We start from the raw sequence: 18,387 nt of genomic DNA, 5'->3' as shown, positions 1-18,387 counted from the left end.
TATAGGAAGCAAGCGCTTGTTTATATATAGAATGCAGTGAATATTAATAATCACTGCCATGAATGGTGCGGACCATGGAACTGAAAGACATCGACCTCAACCTGCTCGTGGTCTTCCATCAGTTGCTCATGGAGCGCAAGGTCTCCGCCGCTGCCGAAAAGCTCGGGCTGACGCAGCCTGCAGTCAGCAACGCCCTGAACCGACTCCGAAAATTGCTGGGGGACGACCTTTTCCTACGCACCACGCGCGGCATGGAACCGACGCCATATGCGCGCCAGCTGGCCGGGCCCATCGCCGATGCGCTCGGTGCCATTCGCGACACGCTCAACTTCCGTAGCACCTTCGACCCGGCCACCAGCAAACGTACCTTCACCATAGGGATGACCGACATCGGCGAAATCTACTTCCTGCCACGACTGATAGAGCGCACCGCACGCCTGGCGCCGGGCATCTCGATCAACACCGTGCGCAATACGGCCGTCAACTTGCGAGACGAGATGGAATTGGGGCACGTGGACCTAGCCATCGGCCTATTGCCGCAGCTCAAGACCGGTTTTTTCCAGCGGCGGTTGTTCACCCAGCAATACGTGTGCATGTTCCGGCGCGGCCATCCGCTCGACGGCCGCAAGCTGACACTAGAGGCCTTCTGCAAGGCCGACCACGTGGTGGCGGTGTCGGCCGGCACCGGGCACGGACTGGTCGATGACTTCATGAGGAAAAAAGGGATCGAACGCAACATCCGGCTCACGGTCCCGCATTTCGTGGCGGTCGGCCACATCCTGCAATCGACCGACATGATCGCCACAGTCCCGGAACGCTATGCCGCGGAATGCCTAAAGCCGTTCAGCCTCAAGGCGGTAAGCCACCCGGTGGCCCTGCCCAGGATCAGCATCAATTTATTCTGGCACGCCAAGTTTCACCGCGAACCGTCGAACCAGTGGCTGCGCACGCTCATCTTCGACGTGTTCGCGGACTGATGCTCGGCGGTGGATGACTTCGCCTCGACGCTTCTTTCAATCCCGCTGGTTGCTCGCTTGTGCCGCAGGTTTGTGACTATCTTTGTCGCCGCGGTTGAAAAGCATGGACACCTTGACCAGCAGGTAGATAAAGCCCACGATCGCCACCAGCACGCCGCCGAAAACCAAGAATGTCGTCATGAGTGCACCTCCTAGATTGAGTTGCTTCAGTCTAGGTGAGCAAGCAGGTCTTGAAGCCGCCCAAGGGTTACTATCCGGCAAGGCGGTAATTAGCGTCGGTGGCCGTTTCATGGGAAAGGGCGCGCGAAAGGCGCATTACCATGTCGCAAGAAACGGCCCCAGGCCTCCGGGAAGGCGAGCGCTTGAAACCGGTTCGCGCGCTACCTATGGATCACGACATGAGCGACGCATCCCCTCGCATCGCGGTACTCGGAAGCTTCATGCAGGCCTGCTGCTGGCGCGTGGAACGGCTGCCACGTCGCGGCGAGACGCTGCAGGCCGCGGCGTTTTCGTCGGAGCCTGCAGGCAAAGGATTGAGCGTCGCGGTCGGCTGCCATCGCCTGGGCGCAGCCGTCGATCTCATCCTCGCCGTGGGAAACGACGCGCCGGCCGATTCGCTGCTGCTGCAGCTGCAGCAAGAGGGGTTGCATCAGCGCTATGTCCACCGGCTTGCCATGCCCTCAGGCCACGGCGCGGGATTCATCGACGCCGCCGGCGACAACCAGATCGTCGTGCACGGCGGTGCCAACGCAGCCCTCAGCCCCCGCGAGGTCGCCGGGGCAGAACCGGCCATTGCTGCCGCCTCCCTGGTGTATGCACAATGGGAAATTCCACCCCATACCGTACGCTTCACGCTGGAAATGGCCCGTTCGCGGGGCGCAACGACTGTCCTCAACCCTTCCCCATGGCAGTCCGTGCCACCCGGCTTCCTAGACTGCGCCGATGTGCTGGTCGTCACGCTAGGTGCCCAGGGTAGCCTTGCCTGCCACCGGGACGGCACGATGCACCTCGCCCCGCCGGTGGCCATCGAGCCGGTAAAGACAATAGGCGCGGGCGATGCATTCAGCGCCGGGCTATGCCTGGCCTTGGGACGCGGTGAACCCATGACGGCCGCCCTAAGGATGGGCAATGTCTGCGCCGCGCTGTCCATTGCCCGACCAGGCATACTTTCTTCCCTGCCTCGCAGGGAAGAGCTCGATGCATGGCTCAAACCTGCAGCCTGAGGCGATACGCATAGGCGTCGCCGCGGAACGTCCCTTCCACATACTCGACGAGCACGTTGTCCACGGAATGCGAACGGCGCTTGAGCAGCAGGCACGGGGACGGCTCGGCAAAGCCGAAGACGCCGGCCTCTTCCGCTGAGCTGAGCACCGCCTCGACCGACTGGTCCGCCCACGCCAGCTCGATGCCGCAGTGCTCGTGCAGGTACGCGTAGGCGGATCCCTGCCCGTCCCAACCGGCCAAGGCGGGTGCCACTGCCAGGTCGTACCACGCCACTTCGCGCGACATCGGCACGCCGTCGGCCAGCCGCACCCGCACGAGCTTGAAGAATTCGGCGTTCGATACCCTGCCGAAAATGGACGCCACCGTACGGTCCTGGACCACGGCACACTCCAGCACCCGGGTTGAAGGCTCGAGCCCGAGCTCCCGCATTTCTTCCGTGAATCCACGCAGGCGCTGCATCGCCGGCGAGACCCGCGGCGCGGCCTTGACCACCGTGCCCCCCCTGCCCTGGGAGCTTGCGAGTGTCTGCGCCTCACGCAGCGCGTCGTAGCACCGCTTGACCGTCGTGCGGCTGATATTGAGCGCCTGCGCCAACACGCGTTCAGAGGGCAGCCCGCTCCCGGGCCGCAACTCGCCCGCATCGATCAAGGCCTGAATCTGCCGTTGCAATTGAATGTAGTACGGGGTGGTGACGGCGTCGTGCAGCCGCAGGCGCGACAGCAACAGTTCCAACACCGGATCGCCGGAAGCGGACTCACGCACGGGCTCGGGCATAAATGGTCGGGCAGGTTCAGAGAGAATATTGTGACGCTTCTTGCAATGGACTCAAAAAAAGAATCCAATATACCGTCAAAAAGGTGCCAAAAAAAGGTCCATAATCTGATCCCGGGAGTCAGGCTTCCCAATGAGCGTCTTCTTTCTCCTGCCGCGGCTATCGGGTTGGCGCCGCCCGGCGTTCCCGGCACGCATCGCGTTGGCCATGGCATGGATGGCAACGGCGATGGGCGTCTGCGCCGAGCCCCTGATCCGCATCGGCGTCCTGCCCGTCGAAAGCCCGTTGGAGATCCGCAATGCCTGGACCCCATTCGCCGAGGGCCTGACCGCGGCCGTAGGCACGCCAACGCGGCTCGTCGCGCCCACGTCCTACGATGCCATGATGCAAACCCTGCGGCAGGGCGGCATCGACCTGGCCGTCCTGTCGGGAAGCATGGTCGTCGATACCGTCGCGCACCACGGCATGACGGTCATCGCCCGCGCCCTCCCCGCCGACTCCTCCCGCCATCGCACCGTGCTCGTCGCCCGGCGCGGCGCAGCGCCCGCCACGCTCGAGCATATGCTGCGGCAGCCTGGACGCTGGAAGCTGGCGCGCGGAGAAAGCCGTTCTCTGTCGGGCTACCTGATTCCCCAGTCGCAGCTATTCTTGCCGCGCGGTCTACGCATGGAGGCATTCTTCACCGCCGAGGTCCCGGGCGGCCCGCAGACCAATATGCTGGCAGTCGCCAACGGCGAGGTCGACGTAGGCATCACGACGGGCACGGAACTGGCACGCTTCCAGGAACGGTTTCCCAATGAGGCTGCGCGCATTACGGTTCTGTGGCAGTCCGAACCGCTTCCTGCGGCGCTGGCGGTGGTCCGCAAGGGCTTGCCGGACAGCTTGCGCATGCGCCTGGCGGCGCACCTTGCCGACCTGGGGCGCAGTCCCGCCGGAAGGGAAGCATTGCGACGCAGGCATGCCTTGGCGGGCTTCGAGCTCGCAGGCGATGATGCAATACTTCCGCACGCCTACTTGATCTATCGACTCGAACGGCAAAGCGCGCTGCAGGGCCGATGGACCGACGAATCCGCCCGCACGACGAGGCTCATGCGCATCGATGAGGGTTATGCGGCCCTGCGGGCCTCCCTGGCCGAGAAGCAACGGCCGGCGCACTACGTCATGCCGTCCAGTCACGCCCGCTGAGCCGGGCCACGGGCCTGGCACAACGGCGACTCGCAATTCCTATATAGTCTACTGGCAGAAGAACCGACCAGGATGCCGATGGACGAGCGAGCGGCCAGGGACGTGGTTCTGGCCCATGCCATTGAAGCCACCGACCACAACCACCAACTACTTCGCGCTGAAGAACTCCGCCAAGCCAGCCTCAGCGCCCGCAACATGGGCGCCTTGAAACGGCCCCGCGATACCGGGCACAGCGCCGCCGACTCCTTTCTAGGCGCGCGGGCCGCCCTGCTACTAGATGCCCTGGAAAAGCGCATGCCTAGCGTCGGTGCCATGCGGCGTCCACCGCGCCTCATGCGGCTCGCGGGATGGATCGTGCCAATGGTGGCGTTGCTGGCGGGCGCCCTCACCGAGCGCATCGCCAATCCCCATCGCATGGACCTGCTCTCACTCCCCCTACTGGGGGTGATAGGTTGGAACGTGTTGATGTACGTACTCCTTTTCGCCTCCGCGCTCCTGCCTCTGCGTGGGCTGCGCCGCCTACCGTCGGCTGCCTCCCGGCTATCCGAAATCTGGATGCGCAGGCAACGGCATCCGCCGGCGATGGCTACGGCACTTGTCCGTTTCTCCGCCGACTGGCGGCGCCTGGCCGCGCCGCTCGACCTCGCCCGCATCCGGCGGGCACTTCACTTGTCCGCAGCGCTGTTCGGCATGGGCGTCGCATCGTCGCTCTACGTGCGCGGCCTCATCGTCGAATACCGGGTCGGGTGGGAAAGCACCTTTCTCGATGCCGGGCAGGTACATGCGATTCTGCGCGTGTTGTTCGCCCCCGCAGCATGGTTGCTCCAGTTACCCGGGTTCTCGCCGGACGAGATCGCGGCCCTGCGGTTCGGGACGGACGGAGGTACCCCGGCCGGCGCACGCTGGGTGCACCTGTACGCCGCGCTGCTCGGGGTCGTGGTGATCATTCCCCGGCTGCTGTTGGCGGCGGCCGCACACTGGCGGGTACGGCACCTTCGCCGGAACTTTCCGCTCGACCTCGGCCTTCCTTACTATCGCAAGCTGTTGGGCGCGCTGAGCCCGACGCCATTGCGCTTGCGGGTGATCCCATACAGCTTTGCCGTCGACGCCCGCCGCAGCGACGCGTTGCAGGCCGTGGCGCGCTCCCTGCTCGGAGAAACCGCGCAAGCCTCGATCATGCCCACCCGGGAGTACGGCTCCGATGCGGATGACACCACACTGCCAACCTCCCCAGGCGAAGCGGCCACGCTCACCGCAGCCCTCGTCAACCTGGCCGCGACGCCTGAGGCCGAGAACCATGGAGCATTCCTCGATTCCCTGAAACAGGCGCTCCCGGGCAAGGTCGTGCTGCTCGTCGACCAGTCCGCCTATGCCGCCCGTCTGGCCGCCCAGCCGGATGCGGCGCGCCGCATCCAAGAGCGCAAGCGCCTGTGGCAGGATTTTGGCGACCTGCACCAAGTGCCGGTCACCTTCGTCGACCTGCTTCTTTCCCCGACCGATGCCTGATCATCCCGTCCGCATCCAGCTCTGCCTCGTTTCCCACACCAACGTCGGCAAGACCACGCTCGCCCGCACCTTGTTAGGCGCAGACGTGGGCGAAGTACGCGACGCCGCGCACGTGACGCAGACAGCGGACGCCCACCTGCTGCTCGCGGACGAGGAGGGCGATACCCTCTACCTGTGGGATACGCCCGGCTTCGGCGATTCAGCCCGGCTGGCCAAGCGCCTGGAGCTGGCGGGAAATCCTCTGGGTTGGTTCCTGACCGAAGTCTGGGACCGCGTCAGCGACCGTGCATTCTGGCTCAGCCAACGTGCCCTGCAAGCAGCCCGGGACAACGCCGACGTGGTGCTCTACTTGGTCAACGCATCCGAAGACCCCCAGGACGCCGGCTACGTGGCCCCGGAAATGCGCATTCTGCAATGGCTGGACAAGCCCGTCGTCGTGCTGCTCAACCAGATGGGCGCGCCGCGCCCTGCCGCGCAGGAGCAAGAGGACATCGCCCGCTGGGCGCGCCACGTCCAGCCCTACGGCATCGTGCGCGAAGTCGTGCCGCTCGACGCCTTCGCACGCAGCTGGGTGCACGAACGGGCGCTGTTCGACGCCGTGCGGACATGTCTTCCCGCCGAAAGCCAACCCGGCTATGCGCGCCTTGTCGCGGCCTGGGAAAAACGCAACCTGGACCGTTTCCGTGCCTCGATGGCGCTGCTTGCCCGGCAAATCATCGCAGCGGCGCGCGATGCCGAACCCGTGAAAGAGGGCTCTCGCATCCAGAATGCGCTCGGCACGTTGGGCCTGGGCCGCGCGGTATCGGACGCCGCGCGCGAGGAAGCCATGCAGGCGCTCACGGCGCGCCTGACGCGCATGGGCAGTGAAACGACGGCCAAGCTGCTCTCGCTGCACAGGCTGCAGGGCAGTGCCGCCGAGCAACTCAACCAGCGGCTGCGCGAAAACTTCGCCTTCACCGAACCGGTCAATGTGAAACAGGCGGGCCTGCTCGGCGCCATCGCCTCCGGCGCCGCCACCGGTGCGTCCGCGGACCTTCTCGCCGGAGGATTGACGCTGGGCGGCGGCATGCTGGTCGGCGCCGTCGTGGGGGCCGCCACGTTCGCGGGAGCGGCCTGGGGCATCAACAAGGTCAAGGGCCAAGACCGGGCCAAGGCGCGGCTGACGAACGATTTCCTCATCGCGCTGGCGACCGCGGACCTCTTGCGATATCTCGCCGTCATCCACTTCGGTCGCGGACGCGGCAATTACGTGCAAGGCGAAGCCCCGGCTTTCTGGCGGGAAGAAGTGGAAGCCGTGGTCCATGTGCGAAGCGGCTCACTGCTACGCATCCTGGACCGCGCGCGCGAAGCGGAAGAACCAGGCGAAGCCGAGGCCGAGCTTGCCGGCGTGCTAGAGGACGCCTGCCTGCAAGTCTTGCGGAAACTCTATCCGGGGGCGCCCCTGCCGTCATCGGCCCGCTGAGCCGCTCGCGCTAGGCAGCTTGGCCGCCGGCAAGCCCGGGCGCGGGCTCCGGCGAGGCCGGTTCCCGGGAGGAAGCGATCACGATGCGGTCGCGGCCCAACGCCTTGGCCCGGTACAAGGCCGCGTCCGCCCGGCCCATCAGGTGCGGCAGCGAGTCACCTGCCCGGTACTGGTCGACGCCGGCGCTGAACGTCACCACAAGCCCTCCCTGCTCCTCAGTGTTTCCGGCCTGCGCGACCAGAGTGCGCAAGCGATTGAGCAGGATCAAGGCATCGGAGGCCGACGTATCGGGGCAAAGCAAGGCGAACTCCTCTCCGCCCAAGCGGCCGAACACGTCGCCCGCGCGCAGGTTGGCCGTCACTGTCTTGGCGAAACGGGCGAGGACCTCGTCGCCCCGGGCGTGGCCGTACTGGTCATTGATGCGCTTGAAATGGTCGAGATCGACCAGCGCCAACGCCAATGGACGTCCTGTACGGGCCGCCGTTTTCACGGCCGCTTCCGCCTGCGCCATGAAGGCCCGCCTGATGAGCAGGCCGGTCAGCTCATCGAGGCTGGCGAGCCGCTCCAGCCTCTCTGCCAGCCGGTCGTGCGCCAACAACACCATTCCGATCGACAGCCACGGCAGCGTGAGAATCGCCCATGCGAGAAAAACCACGCTGACCAGCGTCGACTGCATGATGACGAGGGTCGCCTGCAGCAAATCGGCCTCCGGGGCCACGCCGGCGCCATAAATCAACCCCCGCCCCACGTGTCCCGCCGCGCCGAGAAAAGCGCCGATGGACACGAACCGATAGGCATACTGCCGGCGGGCTCGCGGCCGGGCCCGGAACACTACCCACCCGATCATGCCGTAAACGTATGCGTGGAACGCAGAAACCAGCACGATGCGCGTGGCGATGTCCGGCTCGACGTAGGTCCAATAAAGCAGCCCCGCGCACAGCACCAGCCACGCCACATATTCAGGCTTCGAGGATGAAGGCGCACCGCCAAAAAACTGGCGGCACCCCTGCAGGATGACCATGCCGGCGCCCGAAAGCGCCACGTTGGCGCCAACGACCGTCAACCAAGGGGGGGCATGGCCCTGCAAGGCGTACAGGACCAACGCCAACACGGCGAGGATGCTCGCGGCGAACCACCGTCGTACGCCGGGGATTCCCGTGCGCAGCAGCGACCCCAGCACGGCCAAACTCATGACCGCGGAAAAAATTGTCACCAGGATGATGCTGATCGGATCCACCATGCGCCAGGTTCACCCGCGAGTCCCGATGAGGGATCGGCTAAAAAGTCGTCAGGGCACCGTCCGATCCGAGTTTGAACGCCAGCCGGGGGCCGGCGAGAGACGCGAAACACAGCCGAGGGCTCGGCATGTCCGGTGCAGCGTCGAAGGCCGGCTGATCATATAGCATTTTCGCCGAAGATAGAGCATTTTCTGCGACCCATCGGCTCCTGTTCCGTAGAATTTACAAAACATTAAACGCAACCCCCATGGGTTCCATGGAGTGCGCAGTCCTTCCGTCTTCTCAAGGCTTCCCTTACCATGACGCGAGCTTAGCGGCCGCACCGGATAACACGAGCGCCTCGAACGGAGCCCCCCATGAGCTTGCGCATTTGGCATCAGAGCCTCACGGTCCTCGACGATCTTGGTCCCTACAAAGACGCACTGGCAGAGCACTTGCAACGCGTAGCCTCGCCCGGCACGGAAATCGTCCTTCATGGCATGCGGCCGGGGACGTACCAATCGGAGTACCCCGGCACCGACATCCGTCACTACGGCTTGCAGGCCCTGCACGGATTGCAAGTCATCCAAGCCGGCCTAGAGGCCCAGCGCGAAGGCTATGATGCCTTCGCCATCAGCACCTTGCCGGATACCGCACTGCGTGAATTGCGCTCGCTGCTCACCATACCCGTGGTCGGCTACGGGGAATCGGCGATGCTGACGGCTTGCCTGCTCGGCGCGAAATTCTCGTTCTTGGTGTTCGTCCAGGAACTCGGTGAGCTGGTCGCCGACAACGTGCGTCGCTACGGGCTGCAGGAGAGATTGTGCGGCATCTCCGACGTGGGATTCCGCTTTCATGACGTCCTGCGGGCCTACGGCGACCCGGCACCCCTGATCGAACGCTTCCTGGCGGCGGCGCGCCGCGAAATCGAACGCGGCGCAGACGTGATCATCCCCGGCGAAGTCCCGCTTTGCGTGTTACTGCTAACGAATGGCGTCACCAGCGTGGATGGCGCCCCCATCCTGGACTCGCTGAGCTGCTGGGTCAAACACGCCGAGATGCTGGTCGGCCTGCAACGGCAGGGCATAAGCGGCAGCCGGCGCGGGATTTTCCGGAACCCTCCCGCTGCGGAGCGGATCGAGGAAGTCTTCAGGTTCTACCGCGATTTTCTGTAGCGGACATCATTTCTGCCCTTTGCGATCGGCTCAACCCACATCATCCGTCGCGTGTGCTCCTAAGCTGAGTTAATAACTCGGCAGCACTTCCTTCGCGTCACGCTTTAATCCATCAGCTCCGCACCCACGTGCATCCGCACACCACTCGTCCTAGTGGAAAAAAGTCCGCACAACCCCTAAGATTCCGCCCGCACCGTATCCCCGAGACCTCCGGCCGTCGCACCTCCACAAGGATCACCGGCAGGGGACCCTGTTCGCCCACGCCATGAACGGCGCGCGGCTTTCCTCAAGCTCAACCGTGTGCACGAATGCTTGGACGAAAGGGAGTCTCCGGAGGACCGGGTCGCGGCTCGGCCATCGGCTCTTGGAAGCCGATGCCACCTAGCGGGAGCCGCGCGGCATCACCATAACGACACGCCCTCCGCCTCGGCCGGCGCGGGGTAAACGGCAGCTCGGGGGGCGCCAATGCAGTCTCGTCTCATTCCGCGCAGCACGCGCATCGGCCTCAGGGCGTCCGCGCTCTGGGCCGTCGCTATTGGACTCTTCGCCTTCGAGGTCCATGCCACCCGACCGATGATTACTGACGATGCAGGCCTCATCGAACCCAAGACGTGCCAGTTCGAAGGTTGGGTCCAACTCAACCGCGATAACCGCGAAACTTGGCTCATGCCTGCCTGCAACATCACCGGTAACCTGGAAGTGACGCTGGGCGGCGGCCGCACGCGCGAGAATCACTCGATTCTCAGCACCGACCTCGTCGCCCAGGTGAAGAACCAATATCAAGCCGGTGGATGTCAACGGCTGGGGCATGGGTTTGGTCGCAGGCATTGGCCGCCATCGCAGGGCAGACGGCAGCCCGCGGGACTGGTACGCCTATGTACCGATCAGTTTTTCCTTTCGCGACGATGCCGCGGCCGTCCATGCCAACCTCGGCTGGATCCGGGAAGGTGAGACGCGGCGCAACCGCGCGACCTGGTCGCTAGGCACCGAGTTCCGCGTCACCGAGACCACTTGGATGATCGCGGAAACCTTCGGCCAAGGCGCGGACCGACCATATTTCCATGTGGGCTTTCGCTATTGGCTGGTTGCCAACCGCATCCAGCTCGACGCCACGTACGGCCACGGCGGGACGCGGGACGAACGGTGGATCTCAATCGGCGTACGCCTGCTCACGGGGAGGTGGTTCCGCTGACCCGCATCTTTCGGGATACTGTCCCGATTTTCGATGATGCGTCCGGAAATTGGGGAAGGCGTCCCATTCCATGGCAAGCTAGCTGCTTGTCTGGCTACCTCAAGTCGGCGCCGAGCTTCCGGCTGCCGCGGCTACCGCAATGAGCGACCCCGAACCCTCGCATGCAACCGCGGCCATGGGCGCCCGCACCCCCGCAGCATCCCTGCGCCTATGCATCGCCGCCTGTGCATCCGCCCTCTTGGGCGCATGCGGCGGCGATGGCGCCTCGACCGAATCCCGGGTGCGCTTGGCTGCCGAATACCTGGACACGCTGGTACCGCAATGGATGGCACGCACCGGCGTCCCGGGCGCCGCCGCAGCCCCTGGAAAACTACACGGGCCGCTACGCCAACGCGTACTACGGCGAGGCGACGGTGCAACGCAACGAAGGCACGGGCGAGTTGGAGCTCATCCTGGGGCCGGCCCACGTACGGCACCCGCTCCGCCACTGGAGCGGAGACCTGTTCGTGTTCGAGCCCCTCGGGGAAAATGGACCGCCGGGGTCGGTTTCCGCGGTAGAGTTCGGAGCCGGGGAGATGCAGGTTGAATACTACGGAGAGGACCTGGCCAAAGGCCGATTCGCTCGGGTCGAACTAGACGGCTAGGCGTGGGTCCCGCCCGTCCAGGCGCAACCGGCCCCGTCAGGTCGAGCGGGTCAACCGCGCGAATGAAGCCAGCATGGCCGCCAGCGTCCGGGCTTCCGGCGTGAGCTGCTGGCTCGCCTTGTGGACGAGCGCGATGGAATAGCGGCGCACGGGCCGCTTCAACGGCAGCGCCGTCAACAGGCCCTGCGCCAACGGATGCCGTACCACGCTGCGCGGCAATCGTGCCAGGCAGTCCGACTCGATGAGCATGGAAAGCACGCCGAAAAGCGAATCGGTCACGGCGGCGATGCGAGGAGCACCCAGGGATTGTTCCTGGAACAGTTCCCAGATGGTTTCGTCGTGCGCGCCGGGCAAGTCCTGCTCTCCCAAGATCACCCAGTCGCAGTTCACGAGCTCGCTCAGCTCGGTGGCGCTCGCCAGCGGGTGATTGCTCCGCCCCACCACCACCGACTCGGTTTCGATCAGCACGTCGACGTGCATGTCCGAAGCGTCGAAGTGCAGTGGAATCCTCGTCACCGCGAACTCCAGTCGATTGTCCCGTACGCCCGCGACCAGCTCGGTTGCCACGCTCTGTTTGAGTTTCAGCGTCACGTCCGGCTGGACTCGCCGAAAATCGGCGAGCACGGCGGGGACGAATTTCAGCGTCGGCTCGATGGACACTCCGAGCCGGACGCATGGGGCTCGCGGCTCACGGACCCGCCGCAGCCATTCCTCTGTCCGGTTGGCTTCGAACAAAACAGATCGTGCGTAGCGGACGAATTCCTCTCCCTGTGGGGTCAGGATGACGCCCTTGGCATGCCGCTCGATCAGCGACACCCCATGCTCCTTTTCGAACCGGGCCAGGCTTTTCGTCAGCCCGCCTTGCGACACATGCAGCGCCCGGGCGGCGGCGCGAAAACCGCCATGTTCGACCACGGCCATGAGATCGCGGAGTTGTTGTAGCGTCATCTTGGGATGCATGGCGGTGGAAAGCGTCGTTTTAGGAAAAACGGTTGAGGTGCCTGCCGGAGGGGCCTCCCTACGCCGCCCCACGTCGGGAAATAGGCCGTCAGGCTGTCACTGCGGCGGCCCAGATTGATTCCGTGTGGTCATCGCGATACCGAAAAATCGCCGCCGGCGTCATTTTATGCTCCGCTAGAATTAGAGGTTCGGTACCACCATCCCCCGGGTGGCCCGTAAAGAGTCGCCGCACCGTGCGAATGCTCAGCATCGCCGCTGCCGGCCGCACATTTAAATCAAGAATTCTAAGAATCTTGGAGACAACCGTGCTCGGACGACCCTCCCTTGCCCATCTCTGCGGCTTTGTACTTTTGGCGCTGTCTTCTCTCCCCGCCGCGCACACCTGGGCGCAGAACTACCCCAACCGACCTGTCACCTTGGTTGTCCCAACGCCGCCGGGCGGCACGATGGACACCGTAGGCCGCCTCGTTGCCCAAGGAATGCGTGTGCCGCTGGGCCAATCCGTGATCGTCGAGAATGTCGCCGGCGCCTCGGGCGTGATTGGCGTGGGCCGTGTCGCGCGCGCCGCGCCGGATGGGTATACCTTGATCTATTCGTCCTTGGCAACGCACGTCATTAGCCCGGCGACGATGAAAGTCCCCTATGACGTGGTCAAGGATTTCAGCCCCGTCTCCTTCATATCCAGCACCCCATGGGTCATCGCCACGCGCGCCAACCTCCCCGTGGACAACATGCAAGGCCTGCTCCAGTGGCTGCGGAACAACCCGGGCAAGGCGAGCATGGGCACCGCGGGCTCGGGGTCGCCCTCCCACCTCGGCGGCATCCTGCTGAAAAACAAGACGCAAACCGAGTTCGAGCTCATTCCTTACGCCGGCAACGCGCCCGTCGCGAAAGACCTGGTCAGCGGCGTCGTCGATTTCGCGATCCTCGATCCCATCCTCGCCCTTCCCTTCATGCGGTCTGGCCATGCCAAGATCCTGGCGGTACTGTCAGACAAGCGCATGACCTCGGCACCTGAGGTCCCGACGATAGACGAGGCCGGTGTTCCCGGTCTCCATATCGCGCCGTGGCAGGCTATCTGGGCGCCCAAGGATACCCCGGCACCAGTGATCAAGACGCTCAATGCCGCCGTCAGCAAGGCCCTGGAAGATCCGGCAATCCGCAAGCAGCTGGAGGGCCAAGGCTATGAAGTGGGCTCGGCGCAGGAGCGCACCCCCGAATACCTCGCCCGATTCCACCAGGCGGAAATCGACAAATGGTGGCCCCTGGTCCAGGCTGCGGGCGCACAGGCGAAACCCTAGGCCCCGCGTAGCCGCCCGGGGTCGACAAGCATGAAACCAACGATCGAATTCGAGCTTAACGGCAAGCCCGTCACGACCATGGCGGATCCCAGCACGCCGCTGCTGTTCGTGCTGCGCAACGAATTCCAGCTAAAGGGGGCACGCTTTGGCTGCGGCGAAGAGCAGTGCGGCGCGTGCATGGTCCTCGTTGACGACCAACCCGTGTACGCCTGCTCGCGCGAGATCGGCACGCTGGCGGGGAAGGCTGTCCAGACGATCGAAGGGCTTGCCCAGGATGGCTCACCCCATCCGGTTCAAACCGCGTTCATCGAGGAGCAAGCGGCCCAGTGCGGCTACTGCACGTCGGGCCTCATCATGAGCTCGGTTGCGTTGTTGAAACGATGCCCCGCCCCTGATCGCAGCGCCATCATCGAGGCGCTCGACCCCCATCTATGCCGCTGTGGCGTGCACAACCGCGTCATCCGGGCAGTCGAGAAAGCCGCTGCGATCATGCGCAAGTCCACATGATGACACCATCGCTACCCAAGAGCCTGGTCGACAATCCGCGGCTGAATCAATGGGTCGATTTTTCGCACCCGGGCCGCGCCACCGTGCGGTCGGGCAAGGTCGAGATCGGCCAAGGCATCCTTACCGCGCTGCGACAGATTGCGGCCGAAGAGCTGGACCTGCATCCCGACCAGATCGACCTGGTCGCGGGCCAGACCGACAGCTGCCCGGACGAAGGCTTCACCGCAGGCAGCTACTCGGTTTCGGTCGGAGGCGCTTCGCTGCGCCTGGCCTGTGCCGACGTGCGTCGCCTGTTCATCCAGGCTGCCGCCGCACGACTGGGATGCCCGGAGGCAGACCTTTCGATCTCGGACGGGACCATTGTTCGTGGCGGCCACCCCACCGGACTCAGCTACTGGTCCCTGCGTGACGAGGTGTCGCTGGACCGGGCTTACAGCGGGGAGGCCCGCCCGAAAGAGCCGGAAACCTTTCGCTGGGTAGGCCACAAGATGCCCCGCCTGGACCTTCCGGCCAAGCTCAGTGGCAGCGGCTTCATCCACGACCTGCACTTTCCCGACATGCTGCATGCGCGTGTCGTCCGCCAACAGCGCAGGGGGCGCCACATCGTATCCATCGATGAACGCGCGCTCGCTCGCGCGGCCGGCCAACCCATCGAACTGCTGCGGGACAAGGACTTCCTCGCCATCCTGGGCACCTCGGAGTCCGCCGTCTATCACGCAAGCAAGCGTGCCGAGACCGCCGTGACGTGGGAGGGAGGAGAGTCCCTGCCCTCAGACTTCGGCTCGATCGCGTGGCTCAAGTCCCAGGAAGCCATCCGACGCGTCCACGCCACGGGCAAGCCAGACCCGGATAACGTGGCCCACACGATCAGTGCAGAATACAGCCGTCCCTGCCTCACGTATGGCTCGATAGGCCCCTCGTGCGCCTATGCCGTGTTCGCCGACGGAAAACTGACCGTCTGGTCCCACACGCAGGGGCCTGCGGTACTGCGCGAGTGGCTGGCGATTACCCTGGACCTGTCGCCGGAGCAGGTGACCGTCATCCACGCCCAGGGCGCTGGCGCATACGGTCACAATACCGCGGACGACGCCGCGTTCGACGCCGCCTTCATCGCCATGCGGCGGCCCGGCAAGACGATCCGTGTGCTGTGGAACCGGGAAGATGAGTTCAGCTCGGCCCCCATCAGCCCGGCGATGGTGATGCGATTGAGCGCCGACCTGGACAAACAGAACCGGCCGCTCAACTGGCGCACCGAAATCTGGAGCCCGCCCCACGTCCAGCGTCCCGGCCTGAACGGAAACAGCAACCTACTCGGGGCATCGGCGATCGAAGGCGCGCCACCGCTCAAACCGATCGACGACCTCCCCCATGAGCGCGGCGGCGGCGCCACGCGCAACTCGGTGCCGATGTACCAGCTCGGACATTTCCAGCTGACACATCACATGATTCCGCTTACCACCGTACGCACCTCGTCCCTGCGCGGACTGGGCACCTGGGCCAACGTGTTCGCCATCGAATCCTTCATCGATGAGCTGGCCGAACACGCAGGCGTGGATCCCGCCCGCTACCGCCTCGACCTGCTTGCCGATGACCGTGCCCGCAAGGTGATCGAGGAAGTCTGCCGCATGAGCGACTGGTTCGGACGACCCACCGAGATCGGCACCGGCTCCGCCAAGGGCCTCGGATTCGCCCGCTACAAGAACATCGCCGCCTACGTCGCCATCGTGGCCGAAGTCACCGTGGAAGAAGACGTCCGCGTGGACCAGATCTGGTGCGCCGCAGATGCCGGCTTGACCGTGAACCCTGATGGCGCGGAGAACCAGATCGAGGGAGGCATCATCCAGGCGCTGAGCTTTAGCCGGGAGAAGCTCCCTTTCGAAGACGGCGCCGTCAGCGCCCGCAGCTGGAGGGACTATCCGATCCTGCGTTTTTCCGACATCCCGCCCGTACAGATCTCCTGGACAGGATCGCCGTACGATCCTGCCGTAGGGGTCGGCGAAGCCTCGGTCGGGCCCACGGTGGCAGCCGTGGCCAATGCCGTGGCGCGCGCTCTGGGCCAACGAATCCGCCGCCTTCCGATCAACCGGGAAACCATCATGGAGACCTTGTTGGGCGAGGGCTAAGCTGCCCCTGTTCCAACTCCTCCGTGCACTTCGTCGGCGCGCGCAGCGCTCCATTCCCGGGGTGACATCCCCGAATGCGCCTTGAACGCACGAGATAGCGCGGCTTCGCTGCCGTATCCCACCTCGGCGGCAATGATCTTCAAGGGACGGCCCCGGCGTAACGCCTTCTGCGCCAGGCTTACGCGCCAAGCTTGCAAATACTTCCCTGGCGTAACGCCGACTGTCTCGCGGAAAGCCGTGGCGAATGCGCTCCGGGACATGCCGGCGGCACCCGCCAGTTCGTCCAAAGTCCACTCCCGCGCAGGCGCCTCGTGCACCGATACCAGCGCGTGGCGTAGGCGCGGATGCGACAGGCCGGACAACAGGCCGCCCTGCACTGCGCCGTTCTCCATTAGCCGGCGCAGTACTTGGATCATGACCACCTCGAACAGGCGCTCGATCAGCGCAACGCGGCCGCACCGGTCTTGAAAGGCTTCCTCGAACAACAACGCCAGGACCGGTTCAGCACCTTCAATCTCGTCCAGCCGCAGGCAGATCACGTCCGGCAATGCGGACGCGACCGGATTACCGGCACCTCCTTCGAAAGAGAGGTTTGCGCAGACCATGTCCGCACCGCGCGTTGGGTCGGTGATGAATTGATGCCTGAGGGGGCGGGGAAACAGCAGCAGGCTCGGGTGATTCACATGCAGCGACTCCGAACGGTAGCGCACCTCCACCGAGCCACTCCGCACCAGGTGCAACTGTCCGCGCGCGCCATCGTCTTCCACCGTGTTGAGGCCGCATAGCGCGCCGGTATTGAACACCTGCGCGCTGACGGGGAAATGCGCCATCAATGCTGCAAGCCGGTCCGCCACGCCAGTACTCCTGATCAAGTTTTCTGTACTTCATTAAACCAAAAGTCTTGGCGAGTTGCGCAAAATGCGTCTCACCGGGACCGCTATCACGCAGCTCCCAATCGCAAACCCTTCTCCTCTACGTACTAGGAGCTACTGACATGAACACGACTACCCGCGCCATTGCCGCCGGCCTGCTGGCGACTTTCCTGCAAACCGGCACGCTCGCGCACGCCGCCGAGCCTGCCACTCCCGCGCAAATCGCCGCGCGCGCCACAGTTGAGGGCAATTACGTCGTCACGGCAGACGGCACGCGCCTGTACTACAAAGACTGGGGTCCGAAGAATGGCCCAGTCGTGACTTTCAGCCACGGATGGCCGCTCAGTTCGGACAGCTGGGAGTCGCAGATGATCTTCCTGGCCGACCACGGCTTTCGGGTGATCGCCCATGACCGGCGTGGCCATGGGCGCTCCAGCCAGCCTTGGAACGGCAACGACATGGACCACTACGCCGATGACCTTGCCGCCGTGATCACCGCGCTTAACCTGAAAGACGTCACCGCAGTCGGGTTTTCCACGGGCGGCGGAGAGGTGGCACGCTACATTGGCCGCCACGGCACCAGCCGGATCAAGAAAGCCGTACTGGTCAGCGCCGTACCGCCGTTGATGCTGCGCACGGCCGACAATCCGAATGGCGTGCCGCTGGAAGTTTTCGACGGCCTGCGCAAGGCCTCGCTAGAGAATCGCTCACAGCTTTACCTGGACCTCGCGTCCGGGCCGTTCTACGGCTTCAACCGGCCCGGCGCCAAGGTTTCGCAAGGCCTGGTCCAAAGCTGGTGGGCGCAAGGCATGCAGGCCGGCCACAAGAACACCTACGACTCCATCGCGGCCTTCTCCGCCACGGATTTCCGCGAAGACCTGAAGAAAATCGACGTGCCCACGTTGGTGATCCACGGCGACGACGACCAGATCGTGCCCTTCGACATATCTGGAAAAGCGTCGGCCGCGCAGATCAAAGGCGCGAAACTGATCGTCTACCCCGGCGCGCCCCACGGCCTGACAGACACCCACAAGGAGCGATTCAACCAAGACCTGCTGGATTTCCTCAGGAACTGAGCGAACGCTACGCGAGGGCGGCGGGCGACGCCCTCGCCCCGAATGATTCGGGGCGGAGGAAAAGGAGTGGGTTGAGAGTTGTGCTCAGCCCGCAGGCAGCTCAGCCCTTAATCCCCCGGACACTCCAGCTGTCCGGCACGGGGATTGGGGCCTTGCTTCCCAGGCCCGGGCCCCGAGGCGGGAAGCCCGTAGAC

General features: G+C 64.7%; 17 protein-coding genes. 12 read left to right on the top strand and 5 right to left on the bottom strand.

Going from position 1 to position 18,387, the window contains the following annotated elements; genetic code table 11:
• Positions 1-74: 74 nt before the first annotated feature.
• Positions 75-977 (top strand): LysR family transcriptional regulator, encoded by a 903-nt coding sequence (locus IRZ12_RS07350; protein ID WP_296466460.1) that lies wholly within the window; start codon positions 75-77, stop codon positions 975-977.
• A 36-nt stretch (positions 978-1,013) separates the two neighbouring features.
• Here IRZ12_RS07350 and IRZ12_RS07345 read toward each other — a convergent pair whose 3' ends face one another.
• The gene (locus tag IRZ12_RS07345) at positions 1,014-1,157 is read right to left on the bottom strand and encodes a hypothetical protein (protein ID WP_296466457.1); all 144 of its coding nucleotides are present in this window, start codon (positions 1,155-1,157) and stop codon (positions 1,014-1,016) included.
• A 218-nt stretch (positions 1,158-1,375) separates the two neighbouring features.
• Here IRZ12_RS07345 and IRZ12_RS07340 point away from each other — a divergent pair, with 218 nt between their 5' ends.
• Positions 1,376-2,200 carry a PfkB family carbohydrate kinase gene (locus IRZ12_RS07340; protein ID WP_296466455.1) on the top strand — a complete coding sequence of 275 codons (825 nt, stop codon included), beginning with the start codon at positions 1,376-1,378 and terminating at the stop codon, positions 2,198-2,200.
• Here IRZ12_RS07340 and IRZ12_RS07335 read toward each other — a convergent pair.
• Entirely contained in the window at positions 2,184-2,963 is a 780-nt protein-coding gene (locus IRZ12_RS07335) for a GntR family transcriptional regulator (protein WP_296466452.1), read from the bottom strand. The genes IRZ12_RS07340 and IRZ12_RS07335 overlap by 17 nt on opposite strands.
• Before the next feature lie 142 nt (positions 2,964-3,105).
• Between IRZ12_RS07335 and IRZ12_RS07330 the strand changes: the two genes are divergently transcribed.
• The 3 genes from IRZ12_RS07330 (at position 3,106) to IRZ12_RS07320 (ending at position 7,126) form a co-directional block, all read left to right on the top strand.
• Positions 3,106-4,158, top strand: a complete 1,053-nt coding sequence (locus tag IRZ12_RS07330) for a phosphate/phosphite/phosphonate ABC transporter substrate-binding protein (protein ID WP_296466449.1) — start codon at positions 3,106-3,108, stop codon at positions 4,156-4,158.
• Between the two features lie 294 nt (positions 4,159-4,452).
• Positions 4,453-5,664, top strand: coding sequence for a DUF2868 domain-containing protein (locus IRZ12_RS07325; RefSeq protein WP_296466443.1), 1,212 nt, complete (start codon positions 4,453-4,455; stop codon positions 5,662-5,664).
• Positions 5,657-7,126 (top strand): GTPase domain-containing protein, encoded by a 1,470-nt coding sequence (locus tag IRZ12_RS07320; RefSeq protein WP_296466438.1) that lies wholly within the window; start codon positions 5,657-5,659, stop codon positions 7,124-7,126. Before IRZ12_RS07325 ends, IRZ12_RS07320 begins: the two co-directional genes overlap by 8 nt.
• Positions 7,127-7,136: 10 nt before the next feature.
• Here IRZ12_RS07320 and IRZ12_RS07315 read toward each other — a convergent pair whose 3' ends face one another.
• Positions 7,137-8,366, bottom strand: a complete 1,230-nt coding sequence (locus IRZ12_RS07315) for a GGDEF domain-containing protein (RefSeq protein WP_296466436.1) — start codon at positions 8,364-8,366, stop codon at positions 7,137-7,139.
• 354 nt (positions 8,367-8,720) lie between these two features.
• Between IRZ12_RS07315 and IRZ12_RS07310 the strand changes: the two genes are divergently transcribed.
• The 3 genes from IRZ12_RS07310 (at position 8,721) to IRZ12_RS07300 (ending at position 11,354) form a co-directional block, all read left to right on the top strand.
• Positions 8,721-9,518 carry an aspartate/glutamate racemase family protein gene (locus tag IRZ12_RS07310; RefSeq protein WP_296466435.1) on the top strand — a complete coding sequence of 266 codons (798 nt, stop codon included), beginning with the start codon at positions 8,721-8,723 and terminating at the stop codon, positions 9,516-9,518.
• Positions 9,519-10,326: 808 nt separating this feature from the next.
• On the top strand, positions 10,327-10,710 hold the full coding sequence (locus IRZ12_RS07305) for a hypothetical protein (RefSeq protein WP_296466432.1): 384 nt from the start codon (positions 10,327-10,329) through the stop codon (positions 10,708-10,710).
• 257 nt (positions 10,711-10,967) lie between these two features.
• Complete coding sequence (locus tag IRZ12_RS07300; RefSeq protein ID WP_296466430.1) at positions 10,968-11,354, top strand: DUF3471 domain-containing protein; 387 nt, start codon at positions 10,968-10,970, stop codon at positions 11,352-11,354.
• 36 nt (positions 11,355-11,390) lie between these two features.
• Here the strand turns inward: IRZ12_RS07300 and IRZ12_RS07295 are convergent, their stop codons facing one another.
• Entirely contained in the window at positions 11,391-12,302 is a 912-nt protein-coding gene (locus IRZ12_RS07295) for a LysR family transcriptional regulator (protein WP_296466427.1), read from the bottom strand.
• A gap of 317 nt (positions 12,303-12,619) precedes the next feature.
• Between IRZ12_RS07295 and IRZ12_RS07290 the strand changes: the two genes are divergently transcribed.
• The 3 genes from IRZ12_RS07290 to IRZ12_RS07280 are packed head-to-tail and all read left to right on the top strand — an operon-like array spanning position 12,620 to position 16,245.
• Entirely contained in the window at positions 12,620-13,615 is a 996-nt protein-coding gene (locus tag IRZ12_RS07290; protein WP_296466424.1) for a tripartite tricarboxylate transporter substrate binding protein, read from the top strand.
• 30 nt (positions 13,616-13,645) lie between these two features.
• Positions 13,646-14,122, top strand: a complete 477-nt coding sequence (locus tag IRZ12_RS07285) for a (2Fe-2S)-binding protein (RefSeq protein WP_296466420.1) — start codon at positions 13,646-13,648, stop codon at positions 14,120-14,122.
• Positions 14,119-16,245, top strand: a complete 2,127-nt coding sequence (locus IRZ12_RS07280) for a molybdopterin cofactor-binding domain-containing protein (protein WP_296466415.1) — start codon at positions 14,119-14,121, stop codon at positions 16,243-16,245. Before IRZ12_RS07285 ends, IRZ12_RS07280 begins: the two co-directional genes overlap by 4 nt.
• Here the strand turns inward: IRZ12_RS07280 and IRZ12_RS07275 are convergent.
• Complete coding sequence (locus IRZ12_RS07275) at positions 16,242-17,099, bottom strand: AraC family transcriptional regulator (RefSeq protein WP_296466408.1); 858 nt, start codon at positions 17,097-17,099, stop codon at positions 16,242-16,244. The two genes, IRZ12_RS07280 and IRZ12_RS07275, sit on opposite strands and share 4 nt — an antisense overlap.
• A gap of 140 nt (positions 17,100-17,239) precedes the next feature.
• Here IRZ12_RS07275 and IRZ12_RS07270 point away from each other — a divergent pair, with 140 nt between their 5' ends.
• Entirely contained in the window at positions 17,240-18,193 is a 954-nt protein-coding gene (locus tag IRZ12_RS07270) for an alpha/beta hydrolase (RefSeq protein ID WP_296466405.1), read from the top strand.
• Positions 18,194-18,387: the final 194 nt, after the last annotated feature.

This window comes from Pigmentiphaga sp. (assembly GCF_019689535.1).
Lineage (GTDB): Bacteria > Pseudomonadota > Gammaproteobacteria > Burkholderiales > Burkholderiaceae_B > Pigmentiphaga.
The sequence above is the reverse complement of the archived record's forward strand: the minus strand, read 5'-3'. Positions and strand labels throughout refer to the sequence as shown.

Excerpts from the sequence above, each read along its gene's own strand:
- IRZ12_RS07350 (WP_296466460.1), top strand. The coding sequence starts at position 75 with ATGGAACTGAAAGACATCGACCTCAACCTGCTCGTGGTCTTCCATCAG.
- IRZ12_RS07345 (WP_296466457.1), bottom strand. The coding sequence starts at position 1,157 with ATGACGACATTCTTGGTTTTCGGCGGCGTGCTGGTGGCGATCGTGGGC.
- IRZ12_RS07340 (WP_296466455.1), top strand. The coding sequence starts at position 1,376 with ATGAGCGACGCATCCCCTCGCATCGCGGTACTCGGAAGCTTCATGCAG.
- IRZ12_RS07330 (WP_296466449.1), top strand. The coding sequence starts at position 3,106 with ATGAGCGTCTTCTTTCTCCTGCCGCGGCTATCGGGTTGGCGCCGCCCG.
- IRZ12_RS07325 (WP_296466443.1), top strand. The coding sequence starts at position 4,453 with ATGCCTAGCGTCGGTGCCATGCGGCGTCCACCGCGCCTCATGCGGCTC.
- IRZ12_RS07320 (WP_296466438.1), top strand. The coding sequence starts at position 5,657 with ATGCCTGATCATCCCGTCCGCATCCAGCTCTGCCTCGTTTCCCACACC.
- IRZ12_RS07315 (WP_296466436.1), bottom strand. The coding sequence starts at position 8,366 with ATGGTGGATCCGATCAGCATCATCCTGGTGACAATTTTTTCCGCGGTC.
- IRZ12_RS07310 (WP_296466435.1), top strand. The coding sequence starts at position 8,721 with ATGAGCTTGCGCATTTGGCATCAGAGCCTCACGGTCCTCGACGATCTT.
- IRZ12_RS07305 (WP_296466432.1), top strand. The coding sequence starts at position 10,327 with ATGGGTTTGGTCGCAGGCATTGGCCGCCATCGCAGGGCAGACGGCAGC.
- IRZ12_RS07300 (WP_296466430.1), top strand. The coding sequence starts at position 10,968 with ATGGCGCCTCGACCGAATCCCGGGTGCGCTTGGCTGCCGAATACCTGG.
- IRZ12_RS07295 (WP_296466427.1), bottom strand. The coding sequence starts at position 12,302 with ATGACGCTACAACAACTCCGCGATCTCATGGCCGTGGTCGAACATGGC.
- IRZ12_RS07285 (WP_296466420.1), top strand. The coding sequence starts at position 13,646 with ATGAAACCAACGATCGAATTCGAGCTTAACGGCAAGCCCGTCACGACC.
- IRZ12_RS07280 (WP_296466415.1), top strand. The coding sequence starts at position 14,119 with ATGATGACACCATCGCTACCCAAGAGCCTGGTCGACAATCCGCGGCTG.
- IRZ12_RS07270 (WP_296466405.1), top strand. The coding sequence starts at position 17,240 with ATGAACACGACTACCCGCGCCATTGCCGCCGGCCTGCTGGCGACTTTC.